Below are 18,926 nucleotides of genomic sequence, written 5' to 3'. Positions count from 1 at the left end.
TTGCTTTGCTCACACCTTAGCAAGGCGTTATGTGTTGCGCTATCGCAGGAGAGGGTTTTGTTCACCAGATCCGATTTATCTCGGTTTTTTAGCTGGATCTTGAATGTGTTGTTAAATTAGAAGAGTAGGCCGTTGTTTTCATTTAGCCGTTGCTTTGAATGATTTTTTGTATTTCATCGATGGGAAAAATCGCGGTGTTTTACAAATGAAATTGGCTTATGTTTTCAATTCATCAGCTAGTTTCTAACATGTAATCTGTATTCAAAAGAGCTTTTGTTAAATCTTCGTCATGCGTTATTTTATTTGGTTTTTTGTTCTCTTCTGAGTGCTTTTTCTACGGAGTTCAAAGTTGGTAGATAAGTGGTTTTAAATCACGCTGGTTTGCTTTATATTTCCATTATTAAAGTATGTGGTTAACCAATTTGGCACAACCACATAACAAGGCACTTAAACGGAACTAAAACAGTGGGTTAGTTTCGCTTCGCTACACATTTTAACCCACAATTTTAGTCCGCTTAGTGCAGCGTTATACATTATGGAGATTTTTGATTCGTGGAAACCTTTGGTAGTACATATGCGAAAGCAGTAGATGACTTATCTACGAAGATTTTTATACCTGCCATTATTTGCTCGTTAATTGCAGAATTTGGAGAATATTTCGTCCAAAATCTAGGGTTGGTTTGGGGCTACATAGCAGCATTTTTTCTAGGTATTATCATAGGTGTTGTGGTTGTACTTTTTATTGTTATTGCGGAGCGATTGTTGGGCTATAATGCTCAAATAAAGCCATATTTAGGTACTTTTCTTATGCCTTTAGGGTTAATAGGTCTATTTCCAGCTTACTTCTCTGGGATAACTCCTCCATATACGCAAGTCACCGCAGTTGCTCTTTTAGCTTGGTCATTTGTACTGATAAAACCACTAGACTTCTTTAGATACCATTTAGATATGCGGTCGAAATAATGTATAACAAAGCGTTTAAGACAGATTCGCAACGCTCGGCATTTTTAGTTTGAATCAAGTATAGTGTTTACGGTGGCATGGTTAGGTTTCGTGGTTGTGTTGCTCACTACTTAACGCGGCGTTATGTTTATCAGTTTACGTCACAGCAAGTGACTAATTTTTCGAGGAATAGACGTAAATCAAATGTCATTCTGTTAGTCCATGGTAGTGTACGATAGTCTGTCTTAGTTTGGGGTATTCATGTCAATAACAAGTAAATCCATTAAAATTTTATGGTCTAATGCAGCTGGTCGATGTTCATTTAGAGGGTGCACAGAGAGGCTGTCAGTAGAGGAAGCTGAGGGCGTTACGCCTTATACCCTCGGTGAAATGGCTCATATTAAAGGTAACAAATTGGGTTCCAACCGATACGATGCTGATCAACCAGCCTTGGAAAGGGATGGTTATGAAAACCTAATTTTGCTTTGTCCTACCCACCATACATTAATTGATAAAGCAGAAAACGAAGCTGAATACTCTGTTGAGTTGCTTCATGAAATGAAGCAAGAACATGAAGAGTTTGTTTCGAATCGTCTACAGATCACTGAACTGGAGAGCCTTGAACAGCTAAAAGACAAAATTGCTCCATATATGGCTGAGAACCACCAAGTTTGGGAGCAATATGGTCCAATGTCCGAGAGTGCAAGAAAAAATCCAAATAGTGACCAAGTGTATGCTTTATGGACTTCTGAACGTCTTTCTACGATTGTTCCTAACAATAGAGAGATAAAGGAGTTACTCGTTAAATATCGAGCATTATTCTCTCGTAAAGAGCAGAGAGTTGTAAGTAAGTTTATACAGCATGTAGAAAGTTATGAGCAATGGGTACACGATAAAATTCCTTATAATGCAGTTCAGCGATTTCCGATTGATTTTGAAGATTTAATATTAGGAGAATAATATGCCAGCACGTAACGAAAACTTTCCTTGGATGAGTTATTACAGGAACTACAACTTTTTTGAGCAACGTATGAATGAACACAGTAAAGTTCGCTCTTGTCAGAAGCTAGATGCTGGTCTGTATAGTATTGAGTTAAATACGGGCAAAAAACTGAACGTCTTTATTTGTGAGTGTTATTCGTTTGGTACAGCGGAATATGTAGAGTCATGTGAAAACTATGGGGCTCTTGATGCAGTAATTATTAGTTCGAATTGGTGTGGTTATTCCCTAGAACTAAAACGTGACTGTATGACTGATCAAGTTGGTATTTTCGATATTGGTGGCTTTATGGCTGCAATAAATCAACGTGAGCATTGGGCTTATCTGACTGCCTATGAAAAAGATAAGTTTAAAGAATATGGTTGGTCTTGATCGTTTAGCGAATGTCTATGGCTTCGGCTCCTATTTTAAAGGTGCTTCAAACTTCAACGATGTTGATATTTTAATAGTACACAATTCGACTAGCTTTGAATCGTGCAAAGTAGCTATATCATTGAAGAAAAAATTGTTAGCAAGAATTGATAGAGTGTCAGTTACTATGCTTTCAAAGTCTGAGGAATCAGAAGTTAATTTTATTGAAAAAGCATCGGCTAAACATTTGTCACTATACAATGGCAAAAACTTAGGTGAAATTATTTCTGCGATAGAAAATAATTCTTGAGTGTGCAAATAAACATAACAAAGCATTTAAGAGTGATTCTGTAGTTGACCCGATCTAATGGACACCTTCAATTGTAATTGGAGGTGATTATGCCAGCTTATAAATCAGGTAAAAAAACTCAACAATATCTTACGGAATTTAAGGTAACTGCTGTCCGACTTTCGCTTCGAGAAGGAGCTACAGTTAAAAGCGTGGCGCTATCATTAGATATCCACCCTTATATGCTTTCTAAATGGCGAAAGGACTATAGAGAAGGGGTTATTATGGAAGATAAACGTAAGAAAAGGACTCAGATCCCGAGCCAGAAAACTGAGTCTAGTCGGATTGCAGAGCTCGAACGTCAGAACGAACAACTTAAGCTCGAGAATGACTTGCTAAAAAAGTGGCAACGATTCGTTGCCCAAGAAAATCGACAAAATTCCGATTCATAGCCCATTACAAAACGCGTTATTCCATTGTATTGATGTGCCGTTTTCTATCTGTTTCTAAGTCGGGTTACTACGCATGGCTTGATAGAGAGCCAAGCCGCTACGATCAAGAAGAGCAGGCTTTGAAGAAGCGTATAATTAAAGTGTTTACCCAGAGTCGAGAGACCTACGGTAGCCCACGAGTTCATGCAGAACTGAGGCGCCAAGGAGTTTTGGTTAGCCGCAAGCGTGTGGCTCGGATCATGAGAGAGCAAGGGCTAAGAGCACGAAGTTATCGCATTTACATGAAAATGGCCAAGCTACATCGGTTCTATCAATCGATTAAGAATATTAAAAAAGACACACCAAAACCAACGGCAGTTAATCAACAGTGGTCTGGAGACCTAACGTATATCAGGCAAGGCAAACGTTGGATGTATCTAGCGGTCGTTATTGATCTTTACTCGCGTAAAGTCGTCGGTTGGTCGCTTGGTAGTAAGAAGAGTACACAACTAACGATGAGTTCGCTGAGAATGGCCATTAGAAATCGAAAGCCACAAGAGCGCCTGTTATTTCATACTGACAGAGGCTCTGAATATCGAGCCCATGAAGTTCAAGCTTTACTATCAAAAAATGGAATTATCCCAAGCATGAATCGCCCAGGTCATTGTACTGATAATGCAGAGGTGGAGTCGTTCTTCCATACGCTCAAAGGCGACATAATTAGGAAAAATAGCTTTAAAAGTGAGAAGCAGCTTAGAGATAAACTTGTCGGTTATATCCAGCATTTTTATAACCGTTATAGACTGCACTCAAGTCTTGGATATCGAAGCCCGCATGAATATGAAGTCATGACGGGTTAAAGAAGATAGGGTGTCCATTTTATCGGGTGAAGATCATTCGCAACGCTTGGTGTTTTCGCTTCGCTCAAGTATAACCAAGCGTCGCTCACACGTTAATGCGGCGTTATGAAGCTACTGTTGAACGTGGTTTTTAAAGGTGGGTTTGTTCATCAAAAGCTGTCAATTCACAGTTTAAACTCGGCTAGATATCTTGCTTAAAATATGTATTTTCTTTGCTGGTTGCCTATTTGAAATCATCAAAAGATGTAATATGCCAAGTGACATTGTGCCTCTCAAAAACTTCGAGTAATGGCAATTACCTTCCCCGTAAGTTCATCGTTCGGCTCTTCTTGGGGCCCTCACTTTTCGTATGTTCCGAAGGTGATTTTCCGGTAATATTGGAGGGTCGGCAGCCGGCTCTGTGTCTTGAGTTTTTGGTAGGTGTTTTGGTGCGGTGGCAATGTTTGAGCCTTTCATAACAAATTGCTCAAGTAGATGCTAATACGTGTGGCATTTTTGGTTTGAAGTAATGTAGGCTTGGTGAGTTAGGCGTCAGCACTACTTAGCAAGGCGTTAAGTGCCTAAATGGAGATTTGATGAGTATTAAAGAATTTGCTAATTCAGCTACGGGTTTTACGAAAAGCCCTTTAGGCATTATCGCTTTATTTATTGTGCTAGTTTATGGTTTCGCTTCCCTTGTCGTTGCTTTCGGGCAAGCAAACTTACAAGGTCATATCGCTCCATTAGTTTATTTTATGGTGCTGTTTCCTGTATTGGTGTTTTTTGGATTTCTTTGGCTGGTAGCAAAGCATCATAAGAAGTTGTATGGGCCTTCAGATTTTAAAAATGAAGACAATTTTTTGAAAACACAATTGTCGTCAGCTGTATCATTAGCAGCTGCGATTTCTAAGCAGCCTGGTAGTGGTGGGGACCTTAATCAAACTCAACTTGATGAAATAGTTGAACTTGTGTCAAAAACAAGTCAAAAACCATCGAATGAAAAATGGAAGAATCGAATTCTTTGGGTTGACGACCGTCCAGAAAATAATGTTCATGAACGCCAAGCATTTGAAGAGCAAGGACTTCACTTTAAATTAGCTCTCTCAACCGAAGAGGCGATTGAAACACTTAAAACTGACAAGTTTGCAGCAATAATTTCTGATATGGGGCGCAAAGAAGGCGATCAAGAAGGTTATGTTCTTTTAGATAAGTTACGTGATTTAGGAAATAAAACCCCGTTTGTTATTTATGCCGGCTCAAATTTACCCGAACATAAGAAAATGGCACGTGAAAGGGGTGCTATTGGCAGCACAAATAGAGCTCAAGAACTTTTTCAGCTAGTAATGAATGTAGTTCACAACGGCACTTAACAAACGCTTCAAGACGGATTCGCAACGCGTGGCACTTTTATCATGCGTTGATTTTAGTGATTTAGGTGGAATGCGGAAACATCGTATTGCGTTGCTCACCACTTAAGCGTGCGTTAGTTTGCTAGGAGGCAAGCAGTCAACTAGCCTAAATTCGCCCTTATATCAGAAATGGTAATAAAGAGTTTATTTTCTGCATCTTGAAACGCTTGGAAGCCATATCTCTCGTAGAAGTTTTTTGCTCCGTCTTTGGCGTCAACAATAACTACAGGGAATGCGACGCTATCACTGGCTGCTAGTAGCTTTCTAAGTGCATCAATAAGGAGCCACTCGCCAAAGCCTTTACCTTTGTAGCGTTCATCGACTGCTAAACGGGCAATTAGACCACCAGAAGTCGATGATTGGTGTTTTTTCTGTAGCTTGTCGGGTAAAGCCTTCAAGTCGATAGGTGTCATTGTTAGTGTATAAAAACCAATGACATGTGAGCTATCGTTATCATCTTCTAAAACGAATGTTCTGGTGTTGTCTTTCTTTGCTTGCTGACTCGCCATTACTTTCAGGTAGTTATTAAGAGCTTCAATACCACAGTTGAACCGATTTCTGTCATGTTTTGCTTTTTCTAGAAGTACCGTGTTCATCATTGAGTTTTGCTTTCGTAACGCTCAGAAGCAGTTTTCAATTTTGAGTTGATTGTTGCAGGACGGTCTAAAGCATCCATAAGTAACATAGCATCAGCTTGGCTAAGCTTAAGGGCTTGTTCACGTTCAATAACTTGCTTGGCTTTTTCGATAGCAGCACTTAGAACAAATGAGTTAATACTAGACATGCCTGCAATTGCCGCAGCTTTTGTCAGTAAGTATTGTGTATCGACATCAACTCTAGCAGTGATGCGGGGCAAAGTAGTAGCCATAATGTAATTTCCTTTTGTGTCAAAATGTCACATGAGTATTATGGTCTTAAAGTGAGCATTAAGCAATCATTGTGTCACTTTGGCACGCAAAACTAACAAACAATTTAAGAGTGACTCCTAACGCTTGGCGAGTTTAATCCGGTTTGAAATTTGTGTTTACGGTGCAATGGTTTAGGTTGGGTGTTATAGCGTTGTCGCACATTAATTGGGCGTTATAAAACAGGTGGAGTTTTTCATTGTGCAACATCATAAATTTCTTATTGCAAAAGAGCATCTTCAGTGTGCGATAGATCTATTTTTGAGTGGAAAATATAGCTCAGCTTTAACGCTTGCAGGAGCATCAGAAGAAATTTTTGCTGGATTTATTAGAAAGCATACGCAGAAAGATCCGGCTTTGAGACAAGTTACTCGCTTGACTAATCGCAAAGTTTTTCCTAATTACAATGAAAAGGATGTCATTAATGTTCTAAATAAAACAAAAAATGCAGTTAAGCATCCTGATGCTAAGGGTGTATTTGAACCGGTAGTAAACGGTCATATTAAAGAAGAGGCTTTGGTACTTATAATGAGGGCTCTATGCAATTACTGCTCATTTTCTGAATGTTTCTCTGATGATTTCCAAAATATTGATAAGTACCTTCAAATATTGGACAGTAATCCTCATATGCATATGAAAGTAAATGTTTTATAACAAACGCTTCAAGACGGATTCGCAACGCGTGGCATTTTCACTATGTCTTGTGTTTAGTGTTTAAGGTGGTATGCGGCGGCTTTGGTATTGCGTTGCTCACCACTTAAGCGGGCGTTAAATGTATGTGTCATGTCTCATGATGTTTGCTTCAATTTATAATGGAAAGACTAGATGAACTTATTTACTTTTCTGATAGATGCTATTTTAGTGGCTATGACTTATTTCAAAACAGAGAGCATTACGTCAACAGTAGTTGCAGTGGCTATAGCTTTAGTTGGTTACATCCTTGCTCAAGATAGTTCCAAGCCTTTTAGACATGCTGCAGGTGTATTTTCAATCGCATTGATCGCTAGCTTTATATTCTTCTTTGGTGCTGTTGTTAAGTGTATAGTACAATCTTTATCTAATACTGTTTTAGTAGGCATGAAAAATGATATTCAAAAACTTGGTGAGGATTTAACAATAGGAAGTACGCCTCCTTTTAATATAACTGGTGATGGGCCAACGGATTTGACCATTTTTATTTTTGGTTTTGCAGCGTTACAAATTTTATTGCCACTACTCTATTGGATGTTTAGACGTATATTTTCATTTATATTAAATTAGAACTCATACTTATCTACTTTTCAGCGGGTTTTAATCCAGTTAGCAAGGAGCATACATTTAACAAGGCGTTTAAACGGAACTAAAACAGTGGGTTACGTTTCGCTTCGCTACACATTATAACCAACTATTTTAGTCCGCTTAACGCGGCGTTAGTTCTCAGGGGGAAAGTTGGAAAATCAGCGTACAATTATTGTGAATTTATTTAGCATCATAAAAGAGCATTCACGTACCTTAGGAGTCGTTGGTGCAATATTTGGTGCAATTCTGGTTATTTACTATTGTGCTAGCATCAACCACTATCCGTCAGGACTCACAATTGCAGATGCTCTGTTTTTTATATGGGCAATTGTAGTCTTTGGGTTTTATTACTCGGTAGCTGTGTTTGGTTTCTTTATAGCTAGTGTTTTTTGGGTGTCGTTACTAGCTAAACCAATTAACTACATTTTAAAACTAAGTACATATAAAGGTGATATTGTACTTCCGCTACCAAAAAGTGACTGGTTTACAATTGTCGTCGGAGGGTTGTTTGCAAACGGTATAATTTTCAGTGCTGCATACATAAATCAACATCCCATGATTGTAATTATTGGAACTATAGTATTGGTTGCTTTGGGCTATGTGTTGGTTTCTGTGGTATCGAGTAAGTCTAATCAAACAGAGCAAATCTTAGATTCGACAGGGAGTCCGATTGTTAGCAATCGCGTAAGTAAAGATCTAGTAATAATGTGTCTCTATGCGTTTGTGTATATTACGCCACTAGTTGTGGGACAAATTGGGGGAGGTGTAACTCGTACAACATTTGAAAAAATGGGCGTACGTCAAATCGGAGTGGACCTTCTAATTGACCAAGCACGATATAAAAATGTACTACCTTGGTTAAAAACTAAAGAAGGCGCAGCTGACTTAAACTGTATACAAGGCTGTTGGTTAAAACAAGTTGATGTGCTTTTTACTAATGTTGGTGCTAATACAAAGCTGAAGCTTCACAATAGCAGTACCTATATATCTATACCAACAAAAGCAATTTTGATGACAGTGAGCACAGAGAACTAACAAACAATTTAAGAATGATTCAGCACACTTGGCATTTTTGGTTTGGATTTAGTTCAGTGTTTACGGTGGTCAAATGAAGTACCGTGGACGCGTGCTTCACACCTTAATTGGGCGTTATGTGTTTTTAGGATAAAAATGGAAATTTTCGAAATTCAACTAAGAAACTCAATCGGTCCAGTCAAGCTCGGTATGACAGAAACTGAAGTGATCAATGTTATCGGAGCTCCAAATTGCATCTATGGTCATCGCCATCATTTTTTAGACGGTCTCATGGTAGATTTTGATAATGAAGGAAGAGTTGAGTTCATTGAAGCCGCTGTGTCTGAGTTGTTTTCAACGACCTTGCTTGGCTTTGACGTACATAGGGCATTAGCGACTAATGTGCTCGAACGAATTCAGCTAGAAGGTAACTATGATCATTCTGATCCAGAGTTAGGCTATAGCTACGTATTTAAAGAGCTTCAGTTATCTTTCTGGCGTCCAACTCTTCCTGACTTAGAAGAAGGTGAAGGGTTGTACTTTCAATCGGTTGCAATTGCTTCCGAGGGGTACTTTGAGTAAACACATAACAAACTGTTTAAGAGTGATTCGCAACGCGTGGCATTTTTACTATGCGTTGGTTTTAGTGTTTAAGGTGGTATGCGGCGGCCTTTGTATTGCGTTGCTCACACCTTAACAGGGCGTTATACAACCGAGGCAAGCAGTGTGGCTGATAAATATAGCCAAGTAATTCCGCACAACAATCCCGCGACATAAAGCCTCATTGGAAAGTATGAGTTTCTTATATTTTTTTTAATGATGTTTGGAATATCTTTACTTAGATAAACTATCAGGGTTGGTGCTCCGGATAGTAGAAACAACAAAACTGCTCGAATAATTAGGTGTTCTGAAGAAAAAAAGTGATAACCCGAATTTAGTATGTATTTAGTTAACCATGTCCCTAGCAACGAACCAAAAGCAATAGTAGTAAAGGCTAGGTAGCTCATTAAGGAGCAAATCTTTGAGACAATGACTTGCTTATCTAGCAGCATAAACCTCCATACGATTGCTAGACAAGTTACTTGTAGGTACAGGATTACAGACAATACGGTTTCGGTCTTATCTGAGAATGAAGCATCAATAAGTTGTTGGACTGGAAATATGAGTGTTGTGCTAAAAGCTATAACCATTAACACAATGAATTTAATCATAGGTTTCTTGAATTTTTCCATGGATGGGGGCTTAAAACTGTTGACCTATCACATATATGAGGCTGAGACTTAAAAAATCAACCACTTGCATAACAAACAATTTAAGAGTGATTCTGTAGTTGACCCGATCTAATGGACACCTTCAATTGTAATTGGAGGTGATTATGCCAGCTTATAAATCAGGTAAAAAAACTCAACAATATCTTACGGAATTTAAGGTAACTGCTGTCCGACTTTCGCTTCGAGAAGGAGCTACAGTTAAAAGCGTGGCGCTATCATTAGATATCCACCCTTATATGCTTTCTAAATGGCGAAAGGACTATAGATAAGGGGTTATTATGGAAGATAAACGTAAGAAAAGGACTCAGATCCCGAGCCAGAAAACTGAGTCTAGTCGGATTGCAGAGCTCGAACGTCAGAACGAACAACTTAAGCTCGAGAATGACTTGCTAAAAAAGTGGCAACGATTCGTTGCCCAAGAAAATCGACAAAATTCCGATTCATAGCCCATTACAAAACGCGTTATTCCATTGTATTGATGTGCCGTTTTCTATCTGTTTCTAAGTCGGGTTACTACGCATGGCTTGATAGAGAACCAAGCCGCTACGATCAAGAAGAGCAGGCTTTGAAGAAGCGTATAATTAAAGTGTTTACCCAGAGTCGAGAGACCTACGGTAGCCCACGAGTTCATGCAGAACTGAGGCGGCAAGGAGTTTTGGTTAGCCGCAAGCGTGTGGCTCGGATCATGAGAGAGCAAGGGCTAAGAGCACGAAGTTATCGCATTTACATGAAAATGGCCAAGCTACATCGGTTCTATCAATCGATTAAGAATATTAAAAAAGACACACCAAAACCAACGGCAGTTAATCAACAGTGGTCTGGAGATCTAACGTATATCAGGCAAGGCAAACGTTGGATGTATCTAGCGGTCGTTATTGATCTTTACTCGCGTAAAGTCGTCGGTTGGTCGCTTGGTAGTAAGAAGAGTACACAACTAACGATGAGTTCGCTGAGAATGGCCATTAGAAATCGAAAGCCACAAGAGCGCCTGTTATTTCATACTGACAGAGGCTCTGAATATCGAGCCCATGAAGTTCAAGCTTTACTATCAAAAAATGGAATTGTCCCAAGCATGAATCGCCCAGGTCATTGTACTGATAATGCAGAGGTGGAGTCGTTCTTCCATACGCTCAAAGGCGACATAATTAGGAAAAATAGCTTTAAAAGTGAGAAGCAGCTTAGAGATAAACTTGTCGGTTATATCCAGCATTTTTATAACCGTTATAGACTGCACTCAAGTCTTGGATATCGAAGCCCGCATGAATATGAAGTCATGACGGGTTAAAGAAGATAGGGTGTCCATTTTATCGGGTGAAGATCATTCCTAACGCTTAGCAATTTTGGTGTAAAATTGGATTTTAGTGATTACTGTGGTTTTATCGAGTTACGTGGTAGCGTTACTCACACCCTAATTGGGCGTTATATGAATAAGGAGGATATATGTATATGTCTCAAGCAAGAAAGGAATTTGAGTTAGCACTTTCAGATTCAGAAGAGTTAATAGCCTGTTATGACTCGATGAATCACTGTGATAGTGGTATGCGTCCACCAGAGGTGCTAAAACGAGCAACTTTGATCATGACTTTGACTGCTTGGGAGACGTATGTTGAAGATATAGCTTCCGAATTAATTAATGCTAAATATGGAATGGTTATGGGTTCTCAGGTTGGCAGCATAATAACAGGGCGATTGCATGATCATCTTAAAGTTTTCAATAATCCAGACTCTAAGAAAACTAAGGATCTATTCCAAGAGTTTTTCGGTATAGACGTTACTGAAAGTTGGGTTTGGGGTAACTTTCACACAGCAAAAGATTCAAGAACTGCGTTAAACTCTTGGCTTAGAAAGCGTGGTGAAGCGGTCCATAGAGCACAAATTGATAAACAGTCTTCTCATATAGTGAAGCGTGAGGAGCTAGACAAGTGCATACGTTTTTTTCGAGAGTTAGTTGAAGTAACCGATAGGAAACTATTGGCGATATAATTCATATAACAAACGACTATGGCGCCATGTTCTACCCTAAGAAGTAACACTTTATGGAGGTCGGTATGAATATCAAAGAGTCTGATTGGAAAATCTTTTGCGAGATAAAGAGTGAAGCTGCGCAACGGTTTTGTACTCGACAGCTAGATGAAGCAATCAAAACGATTACTGATGAATCAGAACCTGTAGGGGAAAGGTTCAACTTTATGTGTCAGCATTCCAAAGAATCTCAAAAGCAAATGAAGTTGATTTTCGACGGCCACTCTCGAAGCCGTGCATTTATTCAGCTCATGCAAATGTGTGCGGAAGGCTTGGTTGCACCAGAAAAATTCGAACGCCTTTCAGACGAACTCAAAAAAGACATTACGAGTATTCTAGAAAGAAGAGCCTAAGGAAAGTTGGCTAATCAGGCCGCTTCTTTTTCATAGCTGCAACCATCTCAATATTATTCCTTTTTATTCGCGAATTCGGATATCCGCTACAATTTTGCTTCGGCAACCTCACTTTTACGAGTTTATTATACGAGTTGTAGTGAAAATCGTAGAGTTACTCGTTTTTTTCTCCTTCAAAACGCCGTTGATTTTTAAGAATTAGCACTAGAATCTGGATTGAGATTTCTTCCAAAAAAGTGTCAACATTACTTGGTTAATAAAATCTCTCGTTAGCCCTTTAAATCCGTGCGCTCTAGGTGAACTGAAAGTGTCACCTAGAGTGCATGAGGGTGGGGGTTGCGGGAGTTTATGCTTGTGATGCGACCAGAGCCCCACCATCACAAATCCTTGGCCCCAAATTATTCAATATTTTTGGTTTGCATAGACGTTCTATTAATTATTCGGATTCCGAATCCGTGATTTTTGGTCAGGGAAGCTGGGTGTTATGTTCTGAAAAGTGAGTGTGCGGATCAGTGAATGCCTATAGGCCTTTAAAGTTCTTAATACTGGATGAGTAGGTTTATTTGCTAATAGTTAGTTCAGGCGTGTTATGTCATTGAATGAGAATTGAAGGGTTAGTTTGGAAGATGGTGTTAAGAATGAACGAAAGGCCAGAAGTGTTTTCTTGATCGCCTTTCACTGTTGTTGGATTAGCCTGGAGTGTATTACGTAGTGGTAGCGCCTAGTCCAATACACAAGAATGTAAATAAGTGGCTCTTAGCTGATGTCAGTTGCGCCAAAGGAGTGGTTCTTATTCATGATGACTATATTCGTTTAGAAGTGCGTACAAAGCCGTACAAGTAATATTTTAGATGTTAGTCGGTTTTGTTTTTTTGTTTGAGTAGTGTATTGAACCTAGCGAAAAAGCGGTCTAGTCTTAATGTTAGAAAAACTACTGTATAAGTCCACCTTTCGTCCACCCTTAATCCACCCAAGCAAAACTGGGATAAAGTGGGGAAGAGGAAAGTTGATTATTTTCAGTATATTGCGCGAGATTTACGACGTTTTTGAGGGCTCAAAAACGGTGAAACCCCGATGTTGGTAGCATCGGGGTTTCGAATTTCTAGATTTCTCGACTGGTAAGATCGATTATCTTTTCTATGCAGAAGGCTTGGATTAATCCAATCTTATTCCTTGGTAGGGAATTAGATACGGATGAAGTCCATGTGCTCAACTTTAGGCTTGAACGCGTGACGTTGAACGTCTTGCGGCTTAACCTTAACTTCTGCGCCGTCAATCAGTAGAGTGATTGCTTCGTAGAATTCAGGCTTATCCATTTGGTTGATCACGTCAGCGTGAACAAGTTCGATAGCTACAGCTGCTGCTTCGCCACCGTAGATTACAGCTGGGAATTTACCAGCGTGACGTAGGCGGCGGCTCGCACCTTTACCTAGTTCAGTACGTACTACTGCTTCAAATTTCATAGTTTTACTCTCAAATTAGTAAAAATTAACTTCACACCTCAATGCGACCTTGAGTATGTGGTAATGCTTATGCATAAACGAGTTCATGCTTAAGCGAGCGCGGATACTAACATTACATTCAAACCGGAGCAAGTCAGAAGCCTATCACAAAGGGAAATTCCTTCGATATTCAGCTCGTTTGACGATAAAACGTTCATTGGTCTTCATTTCTGCCTTTCTCGCCCTTTGTATCACAGACCTTATCTATTTATATCATCAGCTAATGAACGGAAAATGAATGTTCAACTAAGGATTGGTTAAGACTCTGTTAGTTAATCTTAGTGTTAATTAAACAGCAGAATAAATAGGTGAACATATGGAACCGGTTAGCATTATCGTTATCACTTTAAACGAAGAAAAACGCATTGGACGCTTGATGGAAAAGTTGAGCGTCCAAACCCATCAGGAGTTTGAAGTTATCGTTGTCGATTCAAACAGCGAAGACAACACAAGAGAAGTGGCGCAGGCCTATGAAAGTGCATTGCCAAACTTAACGGTTCACCACATGGAAACACGTGGTGTGAGTTTGGGCAGAAACACGGGAGCTTCTTTGGCTCAGTACAACAGAATCCTCTTTTTAGACGCTGATGTAAGCTTACCTCGAAACTTTCTTGCCAAAGCGCTTTATGAATTGGACGAGAAGAAACTTGAAGTCGCAGGCGTGTACATGAGCTCTAAGGGGTTGCCGCTTGTTCACAAGTTTGGTTATGGGGTGTTTAACGCCGGGCTATTTGCCACTCAGTTCTTTTTTCCAACAGCGATTGGTGCGTGTATTTTCTCGACTAAGCGAGTACACGATGAAATCGGCGGGTTCGATGAAGAAATTGTATTGTGCGAAGACTGTGATTACGTAAAACGTGCGAGCAAGACATGGCGATTTAGATTCCTGAATATGACTTTTGGCTTTGACCCTCGTCGGTTAGACCAAGACGGTGTTGTTAAAACGGGATCAACTTACCTTAAAGCCAATGTAAGACGTTTCTTTAAGGGTGAAATGCGTAACAACGAGATGAACTACAAGTTTGGTCATTATAAAGAACAGTAAGCGCTGAGGTTGTTATGTTTGATGGACTAGGGCTGTTTTTGGGTGCATTAGGTGACGCACTCATAGGCCCGAACCTATTTGTACCGGGAGAGCCCTTTTTTATCGCTGCGGGCTTTCAACTGTATTCAGGTGCATGGATGGCGTTGGTGCTAGTGATGTTGGGTGGCTTCATCGGAGACCAGTTGAGCTATTTTATTGGATCAAAATGGGGTGCAACCGCACAAAAGAAACTTATAAAATTCCGCCCTAAAACCAAAAGGCTTATGGCTCGATGCCGTTACCTAATCGCAAAGAAGGGCAATTACATTATTGTGGCTGCTCGCCTTCTTGGACCTATTGCTTGGGTCGTACCTTTTATTGCGGGCTCTCATCGCGTTAAGTGGAGTAGCTTTACGCTGCTTTCATCGATTGGGTTGTTGCTTGGTGGTGGACAATTTATTGCATGGGGCATGTTATTGGCACATGGAGTTGAACAGTTTCCATTATTGAATACTGTTAAGGTTTTTCTTACTGAACATCAAAGCTTAATGATTGGCTTGGTCGTCGTTATTGCCTTTGTCACAATCGGATATAAGTTCAAGTGGCGCAGACTGACGCTGAAGACCAGTACACTTTTGGTCGTTTGGTTATGCTACGTAAATTACGCGCACTTCTTCTGGAAGGCCGATGATTTTCAAACTCAACAAGCGCCAGAAGAAACGGCCTCTATTGACTTAGAGCAAGTGATTTATAAAGCATTTCCTGGCTTGTCTCCCGTTTACGATGCACAAGCGATCAATGTTGTGTATGTCGGGGAGTCTCCCCGTGAATTGATGAATCAACTTGGTTGGATAGAGAACCAAACCTTTTCTCGACATGAGATTGAATGGTCACATTATTTAGCCTTGTTAAAAGCGAATACTCCTCCGGTTTCTGACTTGTATTGGCGAAATCAGCCTCAAGATATGGCATTTCAATTGCCTGGAAACCTAATGAAAAGAAGCCACATACGTTGGTGGAACGCAGGGCTAGACAGTAATAGCAATCAACTTAAGTGGTTAGGGGCAATCAGCTACGATGATGGGCTTAAAGTGACGCCGTACTCAGGTATTGTCACCATACTTCATAAAATTGACCCGAATGTGGATGAAGAACGCGATAGGTTTGCCAAACAGATCAAATCGACTTATCCAAATATTGGTTTGGTGCACTTGCCACTCGCTAACGCAGAAGCTTTGAATGATAATCACGATTATTATACTGATGGCAAAATTCTGATGATTGGAGCAACGACGTACGGCGTTAAATCGCCAGCTTTAAATGTGGCAGTGAACGATATATAGGAGAGTGGTACAAAGCTTGTTAAAGGAAACCTGTTGCTTTGGTTTTTGGCTCATTATCCATCGTTCTAGTGATATGCACCCATATAGTAGTTACCTAACTGCTTATCTTTCTCTCGCTTCTTTCTGGTCTACCCATCCTAGAACAGCCAATAATATGAGCCTTGTTTAATTCTTAAATCGAACAGGGCCTTGCCTTTTCTTCAGCGCTTATTTTAAGTTAAGTAACTTAACCCTCTTATAAGCTACTTCTCAGCGATAATCTGTTTTCTTTGTCTATGCTAATTAAGGGCGAGTAAGCGGCGAAAGCCAAGGACAACGTTATGCAAATGAATCCGATTGGTTGGTTTGAAATTTATGTCGATGATATGGCGAGAGCGAAGGCTTTTTACGAAGCTGTGTTTAAAGTGAGGCTAGAGAAGTTAGATAACGAAACTGAAATCGACATTGAAATGTGGGTATTTCCTTGTGAGATGGACAGTTACGGTGCAACAGGGGCGCTGTGTTCTATGTCTGGTGTCAAAGCTGGTGGTAACAGCACGATGGTTTATTTCTCTTGTGAAGACTGTGAGACCGAAGCGAGCTTAGCAGCAGCGAATGGTGGTGCCTTACAAGTGCCCAAAATGGCCATTGGTCAACATGGTTTCATTAGTGTTGTCAGTGATACTGAGGGCAATACGATAGGGTTGCATTCTATGAGTTAAAGTGAGCTCTAATTAAGTAAGAAAAAAGAGCAGGAGTTTGCAAATGATAGGCAAACGCCTGCTTTTCGCGCCCAGAAGCTTTATTGTTTTTAAGAAGCCTAAGAAGCCTAAGAAGCCTAAGAAGCTTGAGAGGCCTTTAGAATGAGAGAGGCTTTTAACCCCCCCATAGAGCTCTTGCTTAGAGTTAAACTGCCTCGATAGCTGTGGGCCATTTCGTTCACTATATTGAGCCCCAAACCTGTACCTGGCGTTGTTTCGTCAAGTCGAACGCCTCGCTTGGTGACTTGCGCGAGTTTCTCTTCAGGAATGCCTTTTCCGTCATCTTCAATGACCAATTCAATATTACCGTCTGCAAGCGCGTTGGCGTGAACTCGAATAATACTGCTCGCCCATTTATAGCTATTTTCAAGCAGGTTGCCGACCATTTCATCTAGGTCAGTTTTTTCTACGGCGACTTCAAGTTCAGAATCCAGCTCATTGATCATGGTGACGTCGTTAGCGGCATAGACTTTATCAAAAGCCATCGCGATAGCTTCGACACGTTCACAAGGTGATGACTTCACGGAAAGGATATTCATTGCACCCGCCATGCGTGCGCGGCCAAGGTGATAGTCAATTTGGCTTTGAATTTGATAAATGGGTTGCTGTAAGAGTTTCTTCTCGTTATCGGGAAGCATTTCTATCTCATTTTTCAAAACCGATAACGGTGTTTTTAACGCGTGAGAAAGGTTACCTGCGTGGTTTCGAGCTCGCTCCAATAGCTCTTGGTAATGGAAGAGTAGGGCATTAAGGTCAGAGACTAGCGGAGACACTTCTTTCGGGTAGTTATCACTTAACCCTTGTTGTTCGCCTTTTCTTAGCATCACCAGTTCGCGCTGCATTTTACTTAGTGGCAGTAGTGACCAACTGACTTGAATGCCGATGAGCAGTAGCACCCCTACAAACAACAACATCAAAATAAGCCAAACCTGGCGTGTTAACTGATTGAGTGTTGACTCTAGTGGGTCTTCATCGAGGCCAATAGTAATGGTGACAGGCTCACTCAGTTCAGGTAAGTAAATGTCTTGCTCGATGTAAATCAACTTATCGTCTTGAGGTCCCTTAACGGAGGTGTGAATGGGTGAACGCTTGATGGTAAGATCTTTATCCCATAGAGAACGAGAACGAATGATCTGATCTTGAGTGGATGCACGCCAATAGATCCCGCTGTACGGTTGGTTGAATCTTGGATCGGAAAGACGTTCGGCCATGATAAGGTTGCCGCTGTTACTTGTTTCGATGTTTGCAGTTAACTCGTCCATAGTAAGACTCAATTGCTGCTTTACGTCATCGACCAAGTAATCATTAACCAATTTTGGTATACCGATACCAGCAGCAAGTATCATTGCACCCAACCAAAAAGCCGCAGCGAGAAGCAAGCGGCTTTTTAGACTGATGTTTTTAAGCGTTCTTTTTTTTAGATTCATGCATTTCTAGCCTGCCTTTGCTCGTTGCGATTTATCAGTATTACGGTGATCAGAACAGGCTATCCACTTATTTGATGTGTATTTGATTAATGATGGCGCTTGTTAATTGACGATCGCGCTATTCAGCATTCAGTTGGTAGCCGAGGCCACGAACGGTTTTTATGATCTTTGGTGCGATTTTCTTACGAATACGCCCGATAAACACTTCCACGGTGTTTGAATCGCGGTCAAAATCTTGTTTGTAAATGTGTTCAACCAATTCCGTACGTGAAATAACCTTGTTTTGGTTATGCATGAAATACGCGACTACTTTGTATTCGAGTGCGGTTAAGCTGACAGCTTGACCTTGCCACAAAACTTTTGAACTGCGCGTGTCTAAGCTGAGATCGCCAATCTGTAGCACTGGAGCGGCACTGCCAGATGCTCGGCGTAACTGAGCGCGGATTCGAGCAATCAGCTCTACCATTTCAAATGGCTTGGTTAGATAATCGTCAGCGCCAGCATTCAAGCCTTCTACTCGTTGAGTTAATGTGTCTCTAGCACTTAAAATAACTACGGGTGTATTGATGTTTTCGTCTCGAATGCCTTTCAATACGGTTAAGCCATCTAATTTTGGTAAGCCTAAGTCGAGAACAATCACGTCCCACTCTTCAGATGTTGCCCGATACAGTGCGTCAATACCATCTTGAGAAAGCTCGGGTACCCAGTCGGCTCCCTCAAGTGTTTCAATAATTTGTTGGCCTAAACGAGGTTCGTCTTCAACGACTAAAATTTTCATGTTTACTC

The 18,926-nt window shown here is 40.5% G+C and carries 20 protein-coding genes and 1 pseudogene; 16 read left to right on the top strand and 5 right to left on the bottom strand.

Features of this window, described 5'->3' with window-relative positions; translation table 11 throughout:
- Positions 1–552: 552 nt before the first annotated feature.
- From SJY39_RS24115 to SJY39_RS24090, 6 genes are all read left to right on the top strand, one after another.
- Entirely contained in the window at positions 553–963 is a 411-nt protein-coding gene (locus tag SJY39_RS24115; RefSeq protein ID WP_016793125.1) for a hypothetical protein, read from the top strand.
- Between the two features lie 240 nt (positions 964–1,203).
- Positions 1,204–1,902 carry an HNH endonuclease gene (locus tag SJY39_RS24110; protein ID WP_016796604.1) on the top strand — a complete coding sequence of 233 codons (699 nt, stop codon included), beginning with the start codon at positions 1,204–1,206 and terminating at the stop codon, positions 1,900–1,902.
- A 1-nt stretch (position 1,903) separates the two neighbouring features.
- Positions 1,904–2,314, top strand: coding sequence for a hypothetical protein (locus SJY39_RS24105; protein ID WP_016793128.1), 411 nt, complete (start codon positions 1,904–1,906; stop codon positions 2,312–2,314).
- A complete protein-coding gene (locus tag SJY39_RS24100) occupies positions 2,277–2,603 on the top strand; it encodes a nucleotidyltransferase domain-containing protein (RefSeq protein WP_390242942.1) in 327 nt (108 codons plus the stop codon). The genes SJY39_RS24105 and SJY39_RS24100 overlap by 38 nt, the downstream gene beginning before the upstream one ends.
- A gap of 89 nt (positions 2,604–2,692) precedes the next feature.
- Positions 2,693–3,873 (top strand): IS3 family transposase gene (locus SJY39_RS24095; protein ID WP_390242940.1). Its coding sequence is split into 2 segments (ribosomal slippage): positions 2,693–2,978 and positions 2,978–3,873, totalling 1,182 coding nucleotides; the frame shifts between segments, so codons are not numbered across the junction.
- A gap of 575 nt (positions 3,874–4,448) precedes the next feature.
- A complete protein-coding gene (locus tag SJY39_RS24090) occupies positions 4,449–5,222 on the top strand; it encodes a response regulator (RefSeq protein WP_016793567.1) in 774 nt (257 codons plus the stop codon).
- A 140-nt stretch (positions 5,223–5,362) separates the two neighbouring features.
- On the opposite strand, the gene SJY39_RS24085 is transcribed toward SJY39_RS24090, so the two are convergent.
- Both SJY39_RS24085 and SJY39_RS24080 read right to left on the bottom strand, forming a co-directional pair.
- Positions 5,363–5,860: a GNAT family N-acetyltransferase gene (locus SJY39_RS24085; RefSeq protein WP_016790029.1), complete on the bottom strand. Its 498-nt coding sequence runs from the start codon at positions 5,858–5,860 to the stop codon at positions 5,363–5,365.
- Positions 5,857–6,129, bottom strand: coding sequence for a DUF1778 domain-containing protein (locus SJY39_RS24080; RefSeq protein ID WP_016790030.1), 273 nt, complete (start codon positions 6,127–6,129; stop codon positions 5,857–5,859). Before SJY39_RS24080 ends, SJY39_RS24085 begins: the two co-directional genes overlap by 4 nt.
- A 238-nt stretch (positions 6,130–6,367) precedes the next feature.
- On the opposite strand from SJY39_RS24080, the gene SJY39_RS24075 reads away from it, so the two are divergent.
- From SJY39_RS24075 to SJY39_RS24045, 7 genes and pseudogenes are all read left to right on the top strand, one after another.
- Positions 6,368–6,820, top strand: a complete 453-nt coding sequence (locus tag SJY39_RS24075) for a hypothetical protein (protein WP_241805171.1) — start codon at positions 6,368–6,370, stop codon at positions 6,818–6,820.
- Positions 6,821–6,991: 171 nt separating this feature from the next.
- Positions 6,992–7,426: a hypothetical protein gene (locus SJY39_RS24070; protein ID WP_016793472.1), complete on the top strand. Its 435-nt coding sequence runs from the start codon at positions 6,992–6,994 to the stop codon at positions 7,424–7,426.
- Positions 7,427–7,594: 168 nt separating this feature from the next.
- The gene (locus SJY39_RS24065) at positions 7,595–8,479 is read left to right on the top strand and encodes a hypothetical protein (protein WP_228006010.1); all 885 of its coding nucleotides are present in this window, start codon (positions 7,595–7,597) and stop codon (positions 8,477–8,479) included.
- 135 nt (positions 8,480–8,614) lie between these two features.
- Complete coding sequence (locus SJY39_RS24060) at positions 8,615–9,040, top strand: hypothetical protein (protein ID WP_016769268.1); 426 nt, start codon at positions 8,615–8,617, stop codon at positions 9,038–9,040.
- A gap of 793 nt (positions 9,041–9,833) precedes the next feature.
- A pseudogene (locus SJY39_RS24055) lies at positions 9,834–11,014 on the top strand (IS3 family transposase).
- 155 nt (positions 11,015–11,169) lie between these two features.
- Positions 11,170–11,712 (top strand): HEPN domain-containing protein, encoded by a 543-nt coding sequence (locus SJY39_RS24050; protein ID WP_016788809.1) that lies wholly within the window; start codon positions 11,170–11,172, stop codon positions 11,710–11,712.
- 65 nt (positions 11,713–11,777) lie between these two features.
- The gene (locus SJY39_RS24045; RefSeq protein WP_016784583.1) at positions 11,778–12,104 is read left to right on the top strand and encodes a hypothetical protein; all 327 of its coding nucleotides are present in this window, start codon (positions 11,778–11,780) and stop codon (positions 12,102–12,104) included.
- A gap of 1,184 nt (positions 12,105–13,288) precedes the next feature.
- On the opposite strand, the gene rplY is transcribed toward SJY39_RS24045, so the two are convergent.
- The gene (gene rplY / locus SJY39_RS24040) at positions 13,289–13,567 is read right to left on the bottom strand and encodes a 50S ribosomal protein L25 (RefSeq protein WP_010441516.1); all 279 of its coding nucleotides are present in this window, start codon (positions 13,565–13,567) and stop codon (positions 13,289–13,291) included.
- A gap of 355 nt (positions 13,568–13,922) precedes the next feature.
- On the opposite strand from rplY, the gene SJY39_RS24035 reads away from it, so the two are divergent.
- The 3 genes from SJY39_RS24035 to SJY39_RS24025 all read left to right on the top strand — a co-directional run bounded on the left by SJY39_RS24035 (position 13,923) and on the right by SJY39_RS24025 (position 16,674).
- Complete coding sequence (locus SJY39_RS24035; protein WP_010441514.1) at positions 13,923–14,651, top strand: glycosyltransferase; 729 nt, start codon at positions 13,923–13,925, stop codon at positions 14,649–14,651.
- Between the two features lie 14 nt (positions 14,652–14,665).
- Positions 14,666–15,973, top strand: a complete 1,308-nt coding sequence (locus SJY39_RS24030; RefSeq protein WP_016793751.1) for an LssY C-terminal domain-containing protein — start codon at positions 14,666–14,668, stop codon at positions 15,971–15,973.
- A gap of 320 nt (positions 15,974–16,293) precedes the next feature.
- Positions 16,294–16,674 carry a VOC family protein gene (locus tag SJY39_RS24025; RefSeq protein ID WP_010441510.1) on the top strand — a complete coding sequence of 127 codons (381 nt, stop codon included), beginning with the start codon at positions 16,294–16,296 and terminating at the stop codon, positions 16,672–16,674.
- Between the two features lie 116 nt (positions 16,675–16,790).
- Here the strand turns inward: SJY39_RS24025 and SJY39_RS24020 are convergent, their stop codons facing one another.
- Positions 16,791–18,140: an ATP-binding protein gene (locus SJY39_RS24020; RefSeq protein WP_010441508.1), complete on the bottom strand. Its 1,350-nt coding sequence runs from the start codon at positions 18,138–18,140 to the stop codon at positions 16,791–16,793.
- A gap of 118 nt (positions 18,141–18,258) precedes the next feature.
- The gene (locus SJY39_RS24015) at positions 18,259–18,918 is read right to left on the bottom strand and encodes a response regulator transcription factor (protein WP_010441506.1); all 660 of its coding nucleotides are present in this window, start codon (positions 18,916–18,918) and stop codon (positions 18,259–18,261) included.
- Positions 18,919–18,926: the final 8 nt, after the last annotated feature.

It is taken from the genome of Vibrio sp. R78045, assembly GCF_042466085.1.
GTDB lineage: Bacteria > Pseudomonadota > Gammaproteobacteria > Enterobacterales > Vibrionaceae > Vibrio > Vibrio cyclitrophicus.
Note: the sequence above shows the minus strand (reverse complement) of the source record. Positions and strands in the feature narration are given on the sequence as shown.

Coding starts and splice junctions, on each gene's coding strand:
- SJY39_RS24110 (WP_016796604.1), top strand. CDS start 1,204: ATGTCAATAACAAGTAAATCCATTAAAATTTTATGGTCTAATGCAGCT.
- SJY39_RS24105 (WP_016793128.1), top strand. CDS start 1,904: ATGCCAGCACGTAACGAAAACTTTCCTTGGATGAGTTATTACAGGAAC.
- SJY39_RS24100 (WP_390242942.1), top strand. CDS start 2,277: ATGAAAAAGATAAGTTTAAAGAATATGGTTGGTCTTGATCGTTTAGCG.
- SJY39_RS24090 (WP_016793567.1), top strand. CDS start 4,449: ATGAGTATTAAAGAATTTGCTAATTCAGCTACGGGTTTTACGAAAAGC.
- SJY39_RS24085 (WP_016790029.1), bottom strand. CDS start 5,860: ATGATGAACACGGTACTTCTAGAAAAAGCAAAACATGACAGAAATCGG.
- SJY39_RS24080 (WP_016790030.1), bottom strand. CDS start 6,129: ATGGCTACTACTTTGCCCCGCATCACTGCTAGAGTTGATGTCGATACA.
- SJY39_RS24070 (WP_016793472.1), top strand. CDS start 6,992: ATGAACTTATTTACTTTTCTGATAGATGCTATTTTAGTGGCTATGACT.
- SJY39_RS24060 (WP_016769268.1), top strand. CDS start 8,615: ATGGAAATTTTCGAAATTCAACTAAGAAACTCAATCGGTCCAGTCAAG.
- SJY39_RS24050 (WP_016788809.1), top strand. CDS start 11,170: ATGTATATGTCTCAAGCAAGAAAGGAATTTGAGTTAGCACTTTCAGAT.
- SJY39_RS24045 (WP_016784583.1), top strand. CDS start 11,778: ATGAATATCAAAGAGTCTGATTGGAAAATCTTTTGCGAGATAAAGAGT.
- rplY (WP_010441516.1), bottom strand. CDS start 13,567: ATGAAATTTGAAGCAGTAGTACGTACTGAACTAGGTAAAGGTGCGAGC.
- SJY39_RS24035 (WP_010441514.1), top strand. CDS start 13,923: ATGGAACCGGTTAGCATTATCGTTATCACTTTAAACGAAGAAAAACGC.
- SJY39_RS24030 (WP_016793751.1), top strand. CDS start 14,666: ATGTTTGATGGACTAGGGCTGTTTTTGGGTGCATTAGGTGACGCACTC.
- SJY39_RS24025 (WP_010441510.1), top strand. CDS start 16,294: ATGCAAATGAATCCGATTGGTTGGTTTGAAATTTATGTCGATGATATG.
- SJY39_RS24020 (WP_010441508.1), bottom strand. CDS start 18,140: ATGAATCTAAAAAAAAGAACGCTTAAAAACATCAGTCTAAAAAGCCGC.
- SJY39_RS24015 (WP_010441506.1), bottom strand. CDS start 18,918: ATGAAAATTTTAGTCGTTGAAGACGAACCTCGTTTAGGCCAACAAATT.